Below are 15,447 nucleotides of genomic sequence, written 5' to 3'. Positions count from 1 at the left end.
CGCCGCTGCGCTCTCCTCACGCGGGTTGCGATGCTCCCCCAGCTACCGCTGGGAGGTGCCCCCTGCACCAGACGCCGCTCGCTGATCCGGCCTGACCCACAAGACACCCCCTAGAAGTAGAAGCGGGAGACCGATTCCGCCACGCAGACCGGTTTGGTGCCGCCCTCGCGCTCGACGGTGACCGTGAGGGTCAGCTGGATCCCGTCCTTCACCTCGGTCACCTCGGCGATGCGGCCCGTGGCGCGCAGCCGGGAGCCGACCGGAACGGGGGAGGGGAAGCGGACCTTGTTGCTGCCGTAGTTGACGCCCATCGTCAAGCCCTCGACGCGCAGCAGCTGCGGGCTGAAGTACGGCAGCAGGGACAGGGTCAGATAGCCGTGGGCGATGGTCGTGCCGAAGGGGCCGGCGGCGGCCTTCTCGGCGTCGACGTGGATCCACTGGTGGTCGCCGGTCGCCTCGGCGAACAGGTCGATCCGCTTCTGGTCGATCTCCAGCCAGTCGCTGGGGCCGAGTTCCTCACCGACCGCGGCGCGCAGTTCGTCGGGTGAGGTGAAGATCCTGGGCTCTGCCATGTGTGCTGCCTCCCGGGCGACTCGCGATGCGGCTAAGCGACTGCTCAGCATGCTCGGGTGGCCAGGCTCCTGTCAACGCGCCGTGCGCGGCCCCTCATGCCGAGGGCGCTGTTCGGGGCGCGCCCGCCAGGTCCCGGCGAGCGCGCCCCCGGCCCGGGGCCGGGCCTCAGGCCGCCGCGTACCGCGTCACCGTCGCGCAGCCGGCGCGCCGGGAGGCCGCCAGCGCCTCGGTGGTGAGCAGCGGGACCGGCACCACGATGCCGCAGTCCTCGCAGACCGGTCCGGCCGCGGGATAGCGGTTCAGGTCCTCGCGCCAGACCAGCCGTTCCTGGGCGCAGACCGGGCAGGCCGATCCCGGGCCCGCTTCCATGGCCACGATCAGCCGCCGCAGGACGTCGGCGAGGCGGCCGTCGGGGTGGGTCGAGGGGGATTCGCACGGCATGATGTCGCAGCCGCCCCAGGTGTGCAGGTGCCAGTCGTCGACGGCGCTGGGCTGCCGGATGCCGTGGTGTTTCTCCAGCCTGCGCCGGGCGGCGAAGTCCGCCTCGTACGCGAGCCACAGGGTGCGGGCCTCCTCGAGTTCTTCGAGTGCCGTGATCAAACGTGTGGGTTCAGGCTGACGGTCCTCCGGGATGATCCCGGTCCTGGCGCACAGATGGTGCCAGGTCGCCCGGTGCCCGTACGGCGCGAACCGCTCCAGGCATTTGCGCAGCGAGGTGCGCCGGGCGGTGACGTGTCTGCGTGGATTGCGAACCTCTCGTGCGAGTGCTCTGAAACCGGCCACTTCTTACCACCTCCGCGAGTGCGGACCCGACTCGTTGTCGAATGGACGTAACGCAGCGCGATCCGGATCCATCGTGTTTCCAGAAACTCGCGAAGCAATCGGAACAAGGAAGTTGACGGCCGCTCACCTTCCGGCGTGGTTGTACCGCCGGTAACCTCCCCCTCAACTGCATCCGGGAGGAGCGGATATGCGTTTCAGAACCGGCAAGCTCACCCGTGTCGCGGTGGCCGCGGCCGCGGTATTGGCGCTCGGCGCCACGTTCGCGGCCCCGCTGCCGCAAGAGGCCCAGGCGGCGCCCGCCGCGCAAGCCGCCACCGACTACTGCGGGGGGCAGTGTTCCGACATCCTGCCGCCCGGCGCGACCGGCAACGCGACACTGGCCGACATCCTCGCCAACCGAGTGTTCGGCACCCACCCCGCGCACAGCGCCGACCAGCTCGGCCCGTACGCCGACCTGGCCCAGGGCTATCCGACGCTCACCGACGACAAGCTGAACACCTTCTTCAACGACTCGTCGTTCGGCGTCCCGGCCGACCAGGTCGAGTCGGTCACCAAGCCCCGCGACGACGTCACGATCACCCGGGACAAGAAGACCGGCGTCCCGCACATCCAGGGCACCACCCGCGAGGGCACCGAATTCGGCGCCGGATACGCCGCCGCCCAGGACCGGCTGTGGCTGATGGACCTGTTCCGCCACGTGGGGCGTGGCGAGCTGACCTCGTTCGCCGGTGGCGCGCCCGCCAACCAGGGCCTGGAACAGGACTTCTTCCGCCAGGCGCCGTACACCGAGGCGGACTACCAGGCGCAGATCGACTACATCCTGGCCACCGGCGGCGAGCGCGGGAAGCAGGCGCTGGCCGACGCCCAGGCGTACATCGACGGGATCAACGCCTACGCCAAGAAGGCGAAGGACGCCCGCAACTTCCCCGGCGAGTACGTGCTCACCGGGCACATCGACGCGATCACCAACGCCGGTGAGATCCAGCCGTTCAAGCTCACCGACCTGATCGCGCTGGCCTCCGTCGTCGGCGCCCTCTTCGGCAACGGAGGCGGCGGCGAGGTGGAGGGCGCGCTGTCCATGCTCGCCGCCCAGCAGAAGTACGGCCTCGAAGAGGGCACCAAGGTCTGGGAGTCCTTCCGGCAGCGCAACGACCCGGAGGCCGTGCTGACCGTCCACGACGGCAAGGGCTTCCCGTACGCGGACAAGCCCGCGAACGCACAGGGCACCGCGATGCCCGACCCGGGCTCCGTCACCCCCGAACAGCTCGTGTACGACCGCGAGGGCAGCGCCACCCCGGCCAAGGCCGAGGACCGCACCGCGGTCAAGGCGCCCGCCAAGCTCGACAAGCTGCGCGGCATCTACGACGACGGGGTGCTGCCCCGCGACCTGTTCAGCCGCAAGAAGGGCATGTCCAACGCGCTCGTGGTCTCCGGCAAGTACACCGCCAGCGGCCACCCCGTCGCCGTCTTCGGCCCGCAGACCGGCTACTTCGCCCCGCAGCTGCTGATGCTCCAGGAGATCCAGGGCCCGGGCATCAGCGCCCGCGGCGCCTCCTTCGCGGGCGTCGGAATGTACGTCCAGCTCGGGCGCGGCCAGGACTACGCGTGGAGCGCCACCACCTCCGCGCAGGACGTCACCGACACCTACGCGGTCGAGCTGTGCTCACCGGACGGCTCCACGCCGGGCAAGGACGCGACGTACTACCGCTACCACGGCGACTGCCTGCCCATGGACAAGCTGGAGCGGCGCAACGCCTGGAAGCCCACCGTCGCCGACTCCACCGCCGCGGGCTCCTACCGGATGCAGGTCTACCGCACCAAGTACGGGCTCGTGACCCATCGCGCCACGGTCGGCGGCAAACCCGTCGCCTTCACCTCGCTGCGCGCCACCTACCGCCACGAGGCCGACTCGATCGTCGGCTTCCAGATGTTCAACGACCCGGGCTACGTGACCGACGCGAAGTCCTTCCAGAGCGCCGCCCAGCACATCAACTACACCTTCAACTGGTTCTACGCCGACTCCCGGCAGGCCGCCTACTACAACAGCGGGCTCAACATGCGGCGCGCCGACGGCGTCGACCCGTCGCTGCCCGTCAAGGCCGAGAAGGCGTACGAGTGGCGGGACTTCGACCCGGCGGACAACACCGCCGCGTACACCCCGGCCGCCGAACACCCCCAGTCCATCGACCAGGACTACTACATCAGCTGGAACAACAAGCTCGCCAAGGACTACAGCGCGGCGGGCTTCGGCGACGGCTCCGTGCACCGCGGCAACCTCCTCGACGACCGGGTGCGCGCCCTGGTCAAGAAGGGCGGGGTGACCCGCGCCGCGCTCGCCCGGGCGATGGGCGAGGCCGCCGTCACGGACCTGCGCGGCGAGGACGTGCTGCCCGAGCTGCTGAAGGTGCTGCGCAGCAAGCCGATCGACGACCCGGCGCTCTCCACCGCCGTGCAGCGGCTGGAGTCCTGGCAGGCGGCCGGTTCACAGCGCCGCGAGACGAGCGCGGGCTCGCACACCTACGGCCACGCCGACGCGGTGCGCATCATGGACGCCTGGTGGCCGCTGCTGGTCGAGGCCGAGTTCAAGCCCGGCCTCGGCGGCGAGCTGTACGACGCGCTGCGCACCAACCTGAGCGTGGACGAATCGCCCTCGGCGGGCCACGGGCCGACCGGTTCGCACGCCGGGTCGTCCTTCCAGTACGGCTGGTGGTCCTACGTCGACAAGGACCTGCGCGCGGTCCTCGGCGAGGACGTCAAGGGGCCGCTCGCCAAGCCGTACTGCGGCGGCGGCGACCTGAGCGCCTGCCGTGACGCCCTGCTCGCAAGCCTCAAGCAGGCCGCCGCCAAGCCCGCCACCGAGGTCTACCCCGGCGACGACAACTGCGCGGCGGGCGACCAGTGGTGCGCCGACTCCATCATCCAGCGCACCGTCGGCGGACTGACCCACGACAAGATCAGCTGGCAGAACCGTCCCACCTTCCAGCAAGTGGTGGAGTTCGCCCGCCACCGCTGAACGTACGGCCCCGGTCATTTCTGAAGTCCCTGTGCTTCTCGCGGTTTCCCTCGTGCATTCCGGAATATCCCTGCCAGGTCCGGACCAGGAATAGCGCCGAAGACGCTGCACTATGCTTCGAAACGTCAGGACGCGTTTTCTTGTACGGGGGAGCAGAAGACCGGAATGTCCTCAAGCGATCGGTGGCAGTACCCCGCGGCGCTGCTGGACACCACCATGGATCAACTCCGCACACTGCTCGCGGTCCATGAGACCGGTACGGCGCTGGGCGCCGCCCGGCTCCTGGGCCGCGAGCAGTCCAGCGTTCAAAAACAGCTCGACACGATGAACCGGAACTTCGGCACCCTGTGCGGAGAACCGCTCGTCCTCAAACGGGGCCGCAGCCGGAACGTGCTCTTCACCGCCACCGGCGAGAGCCTCGCCGAACTCGCCCGCGGCACGCTGAACGGATGGCAGGACGAACTGCGCGACTGCCGCCGCCGGCTCGGCGGCCGGCTGGCCGTCGGCTCCACCCGCTACACCCTCGGCTTTCTGCTGAACGCCGTGGAACTGGTCACCGCCGACTTCGAGAGCCGCGGCGTCGAGCTGAAGGTCGAGCACGTCCGCACCCGGGACCTGCTCCACCGGCTCGGCTCCAAGGAACTCGACCTGGTCTGCGGCAGCGTGCTGGCCACCGGGAGCGAGAACCGCGGGCTGGAGGACTTCGAGGTGATGCAGTGGCGGCGCAGCGGCCTGTCCCTGGTCACCAACCTCGGCGCGGGCGAACTGCCGGACCCCGCCGTCGCGGTGAGCGCCCTGCCCGGGGTGCCGCTCGCGGTCTCCGCCGACGGCCTCATCCCCGGCTTCCTGCGCGGCTGGTTCGGCGGCCGCTACCGCCAGGAGCTGCACATCGCGGCCGAGATCGACACCGTGAGTTACGGCCTCGAACTGCTCTCCTCGGGCGTGCTGCGCGGCGGGGTGCTCGTCACCCAGGGGATCGGCGACGCGGTGGCCGACGGGCGGCTGCGGACCGGCGCCGGGCTGCGCACGCTGCGGCTGGCCGATGACATCGCGCCGGAGCTGGAAGTGCTCGTCGGGGTCTTCGTACGGGCCGGGGAGCGCGCCGCGCAGGACGACCACCATCCGCTCAACGTGCTGTGGAACGCCCTGGCGGGGGAGAACGCCCGCTGGCGCCGGGTCATCGGCGACCAGCGCCCCCGGAGCCCGCGCGACCGGTGAGCCGCACCCCGATGGTCATCCGCCGGTCGGCCGATCGCCCTCTTCCGTTCCACATACCGACTGGTTAGTCTGCCGGTGCGGCCGGGCCGATCCGGGCCGACGGCCGCGCCGCATCCGAGGAGCGTCTCAATCGTGGAAACCGTGCGTGGAGCGCGAGTTGTCGTCACCGGGGCGGGAGGCGGCATCGGCGCCGCCCTGGCCCGCCGCTTCGCCGCCGAGGGCGCCCAGGTCGTCGTCAACGACCTCGACGCGGCCGGGGCGGAGGCCGTCGCCGCCGAGATCGGCGGCACCGCCGTCCCCGGTGACGCCTCCGGCGTGGTGCCCGCCGCCCGCGACGCGCTCGGCGGCGCCATCGACATCTTCTGCGCCAACGCGGGCGTCGGCCACGGCGGCGGGCCCGAGGCCGACGAGGAGCTGTGGGCCCAGTCCTGGGACGTCAACGTGATGGCCCATGTCCGGGCCGCCCGCGCGCTGCTGCCCGACTGGCTGGAGCGCGGGGAGGGGCGCTTCGTGTCCACCGTGTCCGCGGCCGGGATGCTCACCATGGTCGGCTCGGCGCCGTACAGCGTCTCCAAGCACGCGGCGCTCGCCTTCGCCGAATGGCTTTCCGCCACCTACCGCCACCGGGGCATCCAGGTGCACGCCGTGTGCCCGCAGGGCGTGCGCACCAAGATGCTGGTGGACAGCGGAGCCGCGGGGGACCTGGTGCTGGTGCCCACCGCGATCGAACCGGAGGACGTCGCCGCCGCCGTGCTCCAAGGCATCGCCGAGAACCGGTTCCTGATCCTGCCGCACCCGGAGACGGCCGAGTACTACGCCCAGCGCGCCACCGACACCGAGCGGTGGCTGCGGGGCATGAACCGCGTCCAGCGCACCCTGGAAGAGACCGAAGAGAGGCCGCCCCGATGACGTCGTACCAGGACCAGCCGTGGCTCGCCCAGCTCACCGAGAAGCAGCGCCAACCGATCACCCCGCGCCCGAGCGTGCTGCACGCCTTCCGGGAGGCGGTGCGCGACGCCCCTGACCACCCCGCGCTCGCCTACTTCGACGGCCGGATCACCTACCGGGAGCTGGACGAGCTGTCGGACGGGCTCGCCGGCCACCTCGCCGGGCGCGGCTTCGCCCCCGGCGACCGGCTCGCGATCATGCTGCAGAACACCCCGCACTTCGTGATCGCGCTGCTCGGCGCGTGGAAGGCGGGCGCGGCCGTGGTCCCCGTCAACCCCATGTACAAGGGCGGCGAACTCACCCACATCCTCACCGACGCCGAGGTCACCGCGCTGGTGTGCGCCCGCACCGGCTGGGAGGCGTACATACGGGAGACGGCCGCGGGTACCCCGGTGCGCATCGCGCTCACCGCCGACGCGTACGACTTCCAGACCCGGAACGACGAGCGGGTGCTGCGCGACGAGCGCGTCCCCGTGCCCGAGGACACCGACGACCTCCTGGTGGCCGCCCGCGCCGGTGCCCGGCCGCCCGCCGTCCCCGAGCCCGCGCCCGGCGACATCGCGCTGATCAGCTACACGTCCGGCACCAGCGGCACCCCCAAGGGCGCCATCAACACCCATGTCAACGTCTCCTACAACGCCGACCGGCAGCACCTCCTCCACGAGCTGCCCCCGGGCTCGGTGATCTTCGCGCTGGCGCCGCTGTTCCACATCACCGGCATGGTCTGCGAGCTGGGCGCGAGCCTCGCCGGGGCCGGGACGCTCGCGCTGGCGTACCGCTTCGAGACCGGGGTCGTCCTGGACGCGTTCGCCGAGCACCGCCCCGCGTACACCGTGGGCCCCTCCACCGCCTTCATGGCGCTGATGGCCCATCCGCAGGCGACCCGCGACCACTTCTCGTCCTTCCGGATCATCTCCTCCGGCGGCGCCCCGCTGCCGCCCGCGCTGGTCGACCGGTTCGAGTCGGCGCTGGGCCCGTACCTGCACAACGGCTACGGGCTCACCGAGTGCACCGCCCCCTGCGCCAGCGTCCCGCCCGGCGTACGGGCCCCCGTCGACCCGGTCTCCGGCACCCTGGCGGTCGGCGTGCCCGGTGCGGACACCGTCGTACGGATCGCCGGTGACGACGGCAAGGACCTGCCGTTCGGCGAGCCCGGCGAGATCGTGGTGAGCGGCCCCATGGTCGTCCCCGGCTACTGGCGCCGCCCCGACGCCACCGAGGCCGGCATGCCCGGCGGCGAACTGCGCACCGGGGACATCGGCTTCATGGACGAGGGCGGCTGGCTGTATGTCGTCGACCGCAAGAAGGACATGATCAACGCCTCCGGGTTCAAGGTGTGGCCGCGCGAGGTCGAGGACGTGCTCTACACTCACCCCGCCGTCCGCGAGGCGGCCGTCGTCGGCAAGCCGCACCCCTACCGGGGCGAAACGGTCAAGGCGTACGTGAGCCTGCGGCCGGGGGCCGAGGCCACGCCGGACGAGCTGGCCGCGTACTGCGCGGACCGGCTCGCCGCGTACAAGTACCCGCGGGAGGTCGACATCCTGCCCGAGCTCCCGAAGACGACCAGTGGCAAGATCCTCCGACGAGAACTGCGAGGATGAGAACGGAAAGAGAAACGGGTGGCGACCATGGCCAGAACGACGAACGGCGACGGACAACCGGTGCCGCGGCGGCTGCTGGCCGCCGCGACCCGCCTCTTCGCGGAGCGCGGGTTCGACCGGACGTCCGTCCAGGAGATCGTCGAGGCGGCGGGGGTCACCAAGGGAGCCCTTTACCACTACTTCGGCTCCAAGGACGATCTGCTCCATGAGATCTACGGCCGGGTGCTCCGCCTCCAGCAGGAACGGCTGGACGCCTTCGCGGACGCGGACGCTCCCGTGGAGCGGCGGCTGCGGGACGCGGCGGCCGACGTCGTGGTGACCACCATCGAGAACCTCGACGACACCACGATCTTCTTCCGGTCGATGCACCATCTGAGCCCGGAGAAGTACAAGCAGGTACGGGCCGAGCGGCGCCGCTACCACGAGCGGTTCCGCGCGCTCGTCGAGGAGGGCCAGCGGACCGGGGTCTTCACCGCCGACACCCCGGCGGACCTGGTGGTCGACTACCACTTCGGCTCCGTGCACCACCTGGGCACCTGGTACCGCCCCGGCGGCCCCCTCGGCCCCCAGCAGGTGGCCGACCACCTGGCCGACCTCCTGCTGCGCGCGCTGCGGCCGTAAGGAGACGCGGCGGAGGGGGCGCCCACGGTGTGGGCGCCCCCTCCGCTCGCTCTCGTGGCTACAGGTACCGCTTCAACTCCCGCCGCGCCAGCGACCGCTGGTGCACCTCATCCGGCCCGTCGGCCAGCCGCAGCGTACGGGCCGCCGCCCACAGCTCCGCCAGCGGGAAGTCCTGGCTGACCCCGCCCGCGCCGTGCAACTGCACCGCCTGGTCCAGGATCCCCACCACCGTCCGCGGTGTGGCGATCTTGATGGCCTGGATCTCGGTGTGCGCCTCCCGGTTGCCCACCGTGTCCATCATCCAGGCCGTCTTGAGGACCAGCAGCCGCAGCTGCTCGACCGCCACCCGGGCGTCCGCGATCCACTCGTGGACCTGGCCCTGCTGGGCGAGCGCCTTGCCGAACGCCTGCCGGGTCACCGCCCGGCGGCACATCAGCTCGATCGCCCGCTCGGCCATGCCGATCAGCCGCATGCAGTGGTGGATACGGCCGGGGCCCAGCCGGGCCTGGGCGATGGCGAAGCCGCCGCCCTCCTCGCCGACGAGGTTCGCGGCCGGCACCCGGGCCCGGTCGAAGACGACCTCGGCGTGGCCGCCGTGGTAGTGGTCCTCGTAGCCGTACACCTGCATCGCCCGCCGCACCTCGACCCCCGGCGTATCGCGCGGCACCAGCACCATGGACTGCTGGCGGCGCACGTCCGCGCCCTCCGGGTCGGTCTTCCCCATCACGATGAAGATCTTGCAGTCCGGGTTCATCGCCCCGGAGATGTACCACTTGCGCCCGGTGATGACGTAGTCGTCGCCGTCCCGCTCGATCCGGGTCTCGATGTTGGTGGCGTCGGACGAGGCCACCTCCGGCTCGGTCATCGCGAAGGCCGACCGGATCTCGCCCGCGAGCAGCGGCTCCAGCCACTGCTTGCGCTGCTGCTCGTTGCCGAACTGGGTGAGCACCTCCATGTTGCCGGTGTCCGGCGCGGCGCAGTTGAGGGCGGTGGGGGCGAGCTGGGGGCTGCGGCCGGTGATCTCGGCGAGCGGGGCGTACTGGAGGTTGGTCAGCCCGGCCCCGTACTCGGCGTCGGGCAGGAACAGGTTCCACAGCCCCTGCTTGCGGGCCTCGGCCTTCAGCTCCGCCACGACGGCCGGGGTCTCCCAGGGCGAGCCGAGCCGGGCGCGCTGCTCGCCCACGACCGCCTCGGCCGGGTAGACGTGCTCGTCCATGAAGGTCAGGAGCTTGGCGCGGAGTTCTTCGGTGCGGGCGTCGAATGCGAAGTCCATGAGGTGTCTCAGTTCTCCTGGAGGGTGGTGAGGCCGTTGTGGATGAAGCCCGGGACGATGGCGCCGATGCGGTCGAAGCCCGCGCCCAGGGTCTGTCCGAGGGTGAAGCGGTAGTGGATGCCCTCCAAGATCACCGCGAGCTTGAAGTAGGCGAAGGCGGTGTACCAGGCGATGCCGCCGACGTCCCGGCCCGAGCCCTCGGCGTACCGCTGGACCAGTTCGTCCGTCCCCGGGTGGCCGGGGGCGCCCTGGGTGGAGGAGATGGGCGCGTCGTCCAGCGTGGGGTGCTCGCTGTACATCACGATCAGGCCGAGGTCGGTCAGCGGATCGCCGAGCGTGGACATCTCCCAGTCGAGGATCGCCTTGATCCGGTCGTCGGCGCCCACCAGGACGTTGTCCAGGCGGTAGTCGCCGTGCACGACGGTGGGCGCGGGGGAGGCGGGCAGCGCCTTGGCGAGCCGGGTGTGCAGCTCGTCGATGCCGGGCAGCTCACGGCTGCGCGAGGCCTCCAGCTGCTTGCCCCAGCGCCGCAGCTGCCGCTCCAGGAAGCCCTCCGGCCGCCCGAAGTCACCGAGCCCGACCTCGGCGGGGTCGACGGCGTGCAGCGCCACGAGGGTGTCCACCAGGGACAGCACCACCCCCCGGGTGCGCTCCGGACCGATCGCGGCCAGCTGCTCGGCCGTACGGTACGGAGTGCCCTCCACGAACTCCATGACGTAGAACGGCGCCCCGGCCACCGCCTCGTCCTCGCACAGCAGCACCGGCTCCGGCACCGGCACGCTGGTCGGATACAGCGCGCTGATCACCCGGTGCTCGCGCCGCATGTCATGGGCGGTGGCCAGCACATGCCCCAGCGGCGGCCGGCGGACCACCCAGCGGGAGGCGCCGCCGGTGACGGCGTACGTGAGATTCGACCGGCCGCCCTCGATCAGCTCCGCGCTCAGCGGGCCGCCCACCAGCCCGGGCCGCTCGCGGTCGAGATGGGCGCGGAGCCGCGTCAGATCGAGTCCCGGCGGATTGCCTGCGTTCATCGAATCTCTTCTTCCCTGGGAGGCGGGCGACGGTACGGTTCACTCCATGTCCACCTCATGATGCCGACCAGTCGGTATGTAGTCCAGTGCGCGGCCGTCACCGGTTCCCTCCCGCCGCCGCTCGGCGCGCTCCTGAGCCGCCGTGACCGCGTCGCCGTACTCGATGCCCCAGGAGCCCAGCGCCTCGACGGGGCCCAGCAGGGTGCGGCCCAGCGGCGTCAGCGCGTACTCGACGCGCGGCGGCGCCTCCGCGTACCGACGCCGCTCCACCAGCCCGTCGTCCTCCAGGCGGCGCAGCGTCTCGTTGAGCACCTTGGCGCTGATGCCGCCGATGGCCGTGCGCAGCTCACCGGGGCGGCGCGGCCGCTCGCGCAGCCCGAAGATCACCACGGCGGTCCAGGTGCGGGTCAGCACATCGAAGCCGATCCGGGCCCGGCAGTCGGCGATGAACCGACCGGTGGGCGAAGGGTGCGGGGTCGTCGTCACTCATGCCTCCTGGGGCTGACGTACTGGCCGTCCTAGCGGATCCATTGGGCACCACGGGGTGCGCAACGGACTTCCTAGTGTCCTGTTCGAAGCGGGCGGCACCGGCCGCTCGTGAGCGATGAGGAGGCCGCGCGATGCGGATCGGAGTGCTGGGCACGGGAACCATGGCCGAGGGGCTGGCGGGGCAGTGGGCGCGGGCGGGCCACACGGTGTTCATCGGCGGCCGCACGCCCGCCGACGCGCGGGCCCTGGCGGAGCGGACCGGCCACGGGGCACGGGCCGGATCGCTGCGCGAGGCCGCCGGGTTCGGGGAGGTGACGCTGCTCGCGGTCGCGTACGAAGGGGTGGCGGCCACCCTGGAGGCGGCGGGCGCGGGGGAGGGGACGCTGAGCGGCCGGGCGCTGATCGACTGCACCAACGCGATCGTCCCCGGCCGGTTCGTCCTCGCCACCGGCGGCGGCCCGGGGGTGGCCGAGCGGATCGCCGCACAGGCGGTCGGGGCGCGGGTGGTGAAGGGGTTCAACCTGTGCGCGGACTCGGTGTGGCGGATGACCCCGCCGGTCTTCGCGGACGGCCCCCTCGCGGTGCCGCTGTGCGGGGACGACGAGGGCGCGCTGGAGGCCGTACGGACCCTCGTGCGCGACATGGGCTGCGTACCCCTGGACGGCGGCGGCCTGGAGCGGGCCCGGCACCTGGAGGCGACGGCCGCGTTCCTGCTCGGCTTCTGGTTCGCCGGGGCGGAGCCGCGGGCCGCGCTGCCCCCGGCGGCGGCCCAGGTCCCCTACCGCGTTCCGGCCTGAACCCGAGCGGGCTGGATTTGCGGTGCCGGTTCCCGAGCAGGAGCGTCGGTAAGGGGGAAGCGCCCGGCGACACAAGGAACCGCGAGGAGCAGCCACCATGAAGGCCATCAGCTACCGCCGCTACGGCGGCCCCGAGGTCCTCGAATTCGGCGAGGTCCGGGATCCCAAGGTCGGGCCCGACTCGGTGCTGATCCGGGTCAGGGCCGCCGCCGTGAACCCCGTCGACTGGAAGGCGCAGGCCGGATATCTCGACCCCGTCCTGGACGCCGTCTTCCCGGTCATCCCGGGCTGGGACGTCGCCGGGGTGGTGGAACAGACCGGACCGGCGGTGACCGGGTTCCGGGCCGGGGACGAGGTGATCGGGTACGTGCGCGAGGACTTCCTGTCCCGCGGCACCTGCGCCGAGTACGTGGCCGCGCCGCTGCGCACGATCGCCCGCAAGCCGCGGAATCTCACCTTCGAGCAGGCCGCGGGCATTCCGCTGGCCGGGCTGACGGCCTACCAGTCGCTGGTCGGCGCGCTGCGGGTCGGCGAGGGCGACACGGTGCTGGTGCACGCGGCCGCCGGGGGCGTCGGCTCGATGGCGGTGCAGCTGGCCCGGCATCTGGGCGCCCGCGTCATCGGGACCGCCGGTGAGCACAACCACGACTACCTGCGGACGCTGGGCGCCGAGCCGACCGTGTACGGGGAGGGGCTCGCCGGGCGGGTGCGGGAGCTCGCCCCCGACGGAGTGCAGGCCGCGTTCGACCTGGTCGGCGGCGACGCCCTCACCGCCTCCACGGAGGTGCTGGCCCCCGGCGGCCGGCTGGCGTCCATCGCCGATCCGGCGGTCCTCGCCGCCGGCGGCGCTTATGTCTTCGTCCGCCCCGACCCCGACGACCTCCAGGACCTGACCGATCTCGCCGAACGCGGCGCGCTGGGGGTCGAGGTGTCGGCGACGTACCCGCTGGAGCGGACGGCGGAGGCGCAAGCGCGCAGCGCGGAGGGTCACACCCGCGGCAAGATCGTCATCACGGTCGATTAGCGCAGCATCGCCGCACCGCACACCGCGGCGCCCAGCACGCAGACCACCGCGGCCGCCGCGGCGCGCGGGGTCAGCAGGGGCGGGCGCGGGGCACCCAGACGGCGGACGCGGCGGTGCGCCACGGCAAGGAAGGCCAGCCCGGACAGGGCGACCAGCGACAGGGCGAGGGCCGAGAGCGGGCCCAGCCCCGCGTGCAGGGTCTGCCGCCCGGCGAGCGAGGCGGCCACGGCGCAGGCCAGCGTCGTGCGCCGCCACGCCAGCCGGGTGCGCTCCGGCTGCAGCCCGGGGTCCCGCGCCGGTTCGGTCACCCGCCCCACCCCACGGCGACGACGATCACCATCAGCAGCGCGACCACCCCGACGGCGAGGCCCAGGGCCACCGGGAAGCGCGACACCGGCAGGTCCTCGCCGCGCCGCATGGCGCGCTCGCAGCGGATCCAGTGGTTGATGGCGCGCAGGGCGCACACCGCGCCGCCCGCGAGCAGGACGAGCGCGAGGGCCAGCCGGAGCGGGCGGCCGGTGTCCGGCAGGAACTGGTCGACCGCGAAACCGCCGCCCACCAGGGCCATCGCGGTGCGCAGCCAGGCCAGGAAGGTGCGTTCGTTGGCGAGCGAGAAGCGGTAGTCGGGGGTGTCGCCCTCCTCGCGGAGCCGTTCGGGCGCGAACCACAGCCGGACGTGTCCCACGGCGGCCCCGAGTCTGCCTCCGGTCACGGGGTGGGCCTCTCACGGCGCCATTCCTTCAGCCGCCGGTACGCCTCCGAGCCGTCCGGCACCCACTCCCACTCGGTGAGCCGCCGCTCCAGCTCCTCGTCGGTGAGGAAGGTGTGCCAGGCGATCTCGTCGGCCTGCGGTGCGACGGGGAGGTCGCAGCGGACCTCGTAGACCCGGGACCACCAGGTGTGCTCGGGAGTGTCGTAGAGGAAGGAGAACAGCGGCACGGGCGCCGGGAGCCCCTGGACGCCCAGCTCCTCCTCCGCCTCCCGCAGCGCCGCCTCGTCGTAGGTCTCGCCCGCCGCGACGACCCCGCCGACGAACATGTCGTACAGCGAGGGGAAGACCAGCTTCCGGTCGGTGCGGCGATGGACGAAGACGCGGCCCCCGGGATCGCGCGCGAGGACGAAGACGCATCGGTGGCGCAGCCGGTGGGCGGTGGCGTCACCGCGACGGGCCTGGCTTATCACCCGGTCCCGCTCGTCCACGATGTCCAGCAGTTCGTCGGCGGAAAGCGGCTCCTGATCAGGCATGTGGCCATACAAGCAGATGGTACCCGGGTCAGCGCGAGGGGCCACCGCCGTAGGGGCCGCCCTGCCCGCCGTGGCCGCCGCCGTACGGGCCGGATCCGGCGCCCTGGCCGTAGGGCCCCTGCTCCTGGCCGTACGGACCGGAGCCGCCTCCCGGGTAGCCGCCGTTCCCCTGGCCGTTCCCCCAGCCGCCCTGACCCTGACCGCCCTGCTGTTCCGCCTGCTGCCGGGCCTGCTCGGCCCACTGCCGCCACGCCTCGGCCCGCTTCCGCCACTGCTCGGCCGCCTCGGACCGGGCCGGCTCGGACCGCTGACCGGAGGACGGGGTGCGGGGTTCGGCGGCGGGGGCGGCCGGGGCCCGCGTCGCCGGCTTGGCGGCGGGCGCGGGGGCCGCGGGCTCGGTGGTGCGCGAACCGCGCAGCGGCTTGTCGCCGACGGCCGACCCGGCGACCGCGGCCGACTTCGGCTCGGGCTCGTCGGGGGCGGTGGGCGAGGCGTCGGGCCCCGGGGCGGCCTGCGCCTGGCGCGCGTCCTTGCCCATGAGCATGAAGAGCGCGGTGGCGGCGCCGGTGGCCGACAGCAGGATCGCCCCGGCGGCGGCCTTGCGCCGCGGGTCGACGCGGCGGCGGCGGGCGTGCCGGGGGCCGATGATCTCGCCCTGGAGGATGTGCGGGGCGACGGGGGAGTCACCGGCCTCGATGGGCTGGGGACCGGGGGTGACAAGTGTCGGATTCACGATGCGCTTGTCCGCCTGGTACGGCGGCCCGGGTTGCTCAACGGAGCGGTCAGCCATGGTCGTTGATGATGCCGCTTTGGCTGAACCCTGTCCAATAG

At 72.5% G+C, this 15,447-nt stretch carries 16 protein-coding genes; 7 read left to right on the top strand and 9 right to left on the bottom strand.

Going from position 1 to position 15,447, the window contains the following annotated elements:
- Positions 1-110: 110 nt before the first annotated feature.
- Positions 111-572, bottom strand: coding sequence for a MaoC family dehydratase (locus ABZ562_RS36320; protein ID WP_361488306.1), 462 nt, complete (start codon positions 570-572; stop codon positions 111-113).
- A 166-nt stretch (positions 573-738) separates the two neighbouring features.
- Positions 739-1,356: a hypothetical protein gene (locus ABZ562_RS36315; protein WP_361488303.1), complete on the bottom strand. Its 618-nt coding sequence runs from the start codon at positions 1,354-1,356 to the stop codon at positions 739-741.
- A 187-nt stretch (positions 1,357-1,543) separates the two neighbouring features.
- On the opposite strand from ABZ562_RS36315, the gene ABZ562_RS36310 reads away from it, so the two are divergent.
- From ABZ562_RS36310 to ABZ562_RS36290, 5 genes are all read left to right on the top strand, one after another.
- Positions 1,544-4,369 (top strand): penicillin acylase family protein, encoded by a 2,826-nt coding sequence (locus tag ABZ562_RS36310; protein ID WP_361488301.1) that lies wholly within the window; start codon positions 1,544-1,546, stop codon positions 4,367-4,369.
- Positions 4,370-4,534: 165 nt separating this feature from the next.
- Positions 4,535-5,587 carry a LysR family transcriptional regulator gene (locus ABZ562_RS36305; protein WP_361488298.1) on the top strand — a complete coding sequence of 351 codons (1,053 nt, stop codon included), beginning with the start codon at positions 4,535-4,537 and terminating at the stop codon, positions 5,585-5,587.
- Between the two features lie 132 nt (positions 5,588-5,719).
- Positions 5,720-6,496: an SDR family oxidoreductase gene (locus tag ABZ562_RS36300; protein ID WP_361488296.1), complete on the top strand. Its 777-nt coding sequence runs from the start codon at positions 5,720-5,722 to the stop codon at positions 6,494-6,496.
- Positions 6,493-8,136, top strand: a complete 1,644-nt coding sequence (locus ABZ562_RS36295; protein WP_361488293.1) for an AMP-binding protein — start codon at positions 6,493-6,495, stop codon at positions 8,134-8,136. The genes ABZ562_RS36300 and ABZ562_RS36295 overlap by 4 nt, the downstream gene beginning before the upstream one ends.
- 18 nt (positions 8,137-8,154) lie before the next feature.
- Positions 8,155-8,757, top strand: coding sequence for a TetR/AcrR family transcriptional regulator (locus tag ABZ562_RS36290; protein ID WP_361488290.1), 603 nt, complete (start codon positions 8,155-8,157; stop codon positions 8,755-8,757).
- Between the two features lie 58 nt (positions 8,758-8,815).
- Here ABZ562_RS36290 and ABZ562_RS36285 read toward each other — a convergent pair whose 3' ends face one another.
- Genes ABZ562_RS36285 through ABZ562_RS36275 form a run of 3 tightly spaced genes read right to left on the bottom strand, consistent with a single transcriptional unit; the run spans position 8,816 to position 11,547 of the window.
- A complete protein-coding gene (locus ABZ562_RS36285; protein ID WP_361488288.1) occupies positions 8,816-10,030 on the bottom strand; it encodes an acyl-CoA dehydrogenase family protein in 1,215 nt (404 codons plus the stop codon).
- An 8-nt stretch (positions 10,031-10,038) separates the two neighbouring features.
- Positions 10,039-11,061, bottom strand: a complete 1,023-nt coding sequence (locus ABZ562_RS36280) for a phosphotransferase family protein (RefSeq protein WP_361488286.1) — start codon at positions 11,059-11,061, stop codon at positions 10,039-10,041.
- A 39-nt stretch (positions 11,062-11,100) separates the two neighbouring features.
- The gene (locus tag ABZ562_RS36275; RefSeq protein WP_361488283.1) at positions 11,101-11,547 is read right to left on the bottom strand and encodes a helix-turn-helix domain-containing protein; all 447 of its coding nucleotides are present in this window, start codon (positions 11,545-11,547) and stop codon (positions 11,101-11,103) included.
- 134 nt (positions 11,548-11,681) lie between these two features.
- Between ABZ562_RS36275 and ABZ562_RS36270 the strand changes: the two genes are divergently transcribed.
- Together ABZ562_RS36270 and ABZ562_RS36265 are read left to right on the top strand one after the other, a co-directional pair.
- Positions 11,682-12,347: an NAD(P)-binding domain-containing protein gene (locus ABZ562_RS36270; RefSeq protein ID WP_361488281.1), complete on the top strand. Its 666-nt coding sequence runs from the start codon at positions 11,682-11,684 to the stop codon at positions 12,345-12,347.
- 97 nt (positions 12,348-12,444) lie between these two features.
- Positions 12,445-13,371 carry an NADP-dependent oxidoreductase gene (locus ABZ562_RS36265; RefSeq protein WP_361488279.1) on the top strand — a complete coding sequence of 309 codons (927 nt, stop codon included), beginning with the start codon at positions 12,445-12,447 and terminating at the stop codon, positions 13,369-13,371.
- On the opposite strand, the gene ABZ562_RS36260 is transcribed toward ABZ562_RS36265, so the two are convergent.
- The 4 genes from ABZ562_RS36260 to ABZ562_RS36245 are packed head-to-tail and all read right to left on the bottom strand — an operon-like array spanning position 13,368 to position 15,406.
- Entirely contained in the window at positions 13,368-13,688 is a 321-nt protein-coding gene (locus ABZ562_RS36260; protein WP_361488277.1) for a DUF202 domain-containing protein, read from the bottom strand. The two genes, ABZ562_RS36265 and ABZ562_RS36260, sit on opposite strands and share 4 nt — an antisense overlap.
- Positions 13,676-14,083 (bottom strand): DUF202 domain-containing protein, encoded by a 408-nt coding sequence (locus ABZ562_RS36255; protein WP_361488275.1) that lies wholly within the window; start codon positions 14,081-14,083, stop codon positions 13,676-13,678. The genes ABZ562_RS36260 and ABZ562_RS36255 overlap by 13 nt, the downstream gene beginning before the upstream one ends.
- Positions 14,080-14,616 carry an NUDIX domain-containing protein gene (locus ABZ562_RS36250; protein WP_361488273.1) on the bottom strand — a complete coding sequence of 179 codons (537 nt, stop codon included), beginning with the start codon at positions 14,614-14,616 and terminating at the stop codon, positions 14,080-14,082. The genes ABZ562_RS36255 and ABZ562_RS36250 overlap by 4 nt, the downstream gene beginning before the upstream one ends.
- Positions 14,617-14,644: 28 nt before the next feature.
- Positions 14,645-15,406: a hypothetical protein gene (locus ABZ562_RS36245; protein ID WP_361488271.1), complete on the bottom strand. Its 762-nt coding sequence runs from the start codon at positions 15,404-15,406 to the stop codon at positions 14,645-14,647.
- Between the last annotated feature and the right edge of the window lie 41 nt (positions 15,407-15,447).

The sequence above is a fragment of the Streptomyces sp. NPDC019937 genome (assembly GCF_040631655.1).
GTDB lineage: Bacteria > Actinomycetota > Actinomycetes > Streptomycetales > Streptomycetaceae > Streptomyces.
Note: the sequence above shows the minus strand (reverse complement) of the source record. Positions and strands in the feature narration are given on the sequence as shown.

Excerpts from the sequence above, each read along its gene's own strand:
- ABZ562_RS36320 (WP_361488306.1), bottom strand. The coding sequence starts at position 572 with ATGGCAGAGCCCAGGATCTTCACCTCACCCGACGAACTGCGCGCCGCG.
- ABZ562_RS36310 (WP_361488301.1), top strand. The coding sequence starts at position 1,544 with ATGCGTTTCAGAACCGGCAAGCTCACCCGTGTCGCGGTGGCCGCGGCC.
- ABZ562_RS36305 (WP_361488298.1), top strand. The coding sequence starts at position 4,535 with ATGTCCTCAAGCGATCGGTGGCAGTACCCCGCGGCGCTGCTGGACACC.
- ABZ562_RS36295 (WP_361488293.1), top strand. The coding sequence starts at position 6,493 with ATGACGTCGTACCAGGACCAGCCGTGGCTCGCCCAGCTCACCGAGAAG.
- ABZ562_RS36285 (WP_361488288.1), bottom strand. The coding sequence starts at position 10,030 with ATGGACTTCGCATTCGACGCCCGCACCGAAGAACTCCGCGCCAAGCTC.
- ABZ562_RS36280 (WP_361488286.1), bottom strand. The coding sequence starts at position 11,061 with ATGAACGCAGGCAATCCGCCGGGACTCGATCTGACGCGGCTCCGCGCC.
- ABZ562_RS36270 (WP_361488281.1), top strand. The coding sequence starts at position 11,682 with ATGCGGATCGGAGTGCTGGGCACGGGAACCATGGCCGAGGGGCTGGCG.
- ABZ562_RS36265 (WP_361488279.1), top strand. The coding sequence starts at position 12,445 with ATGAAGGCCATCAGCTACCGCCGCTACGGCGGCCCCGAGGTCCTCGAA.
- ABZ562_RS36250 (WP_361488273.1), bottom strand. The coding sequence starts at position 14,616 with ATGCCTGATCAGGAGCCGCTTTCCGCCGACGAACTGCTGGACATCGTG.
- ABZ562_RS36245 (WP_361488271.1), bottom strand. The coding sequence starts at position 15,406 with ATGGCTGACCGCTCCGTTGAGCAACCCGGGCCGCCGTACCAGGCGGAC.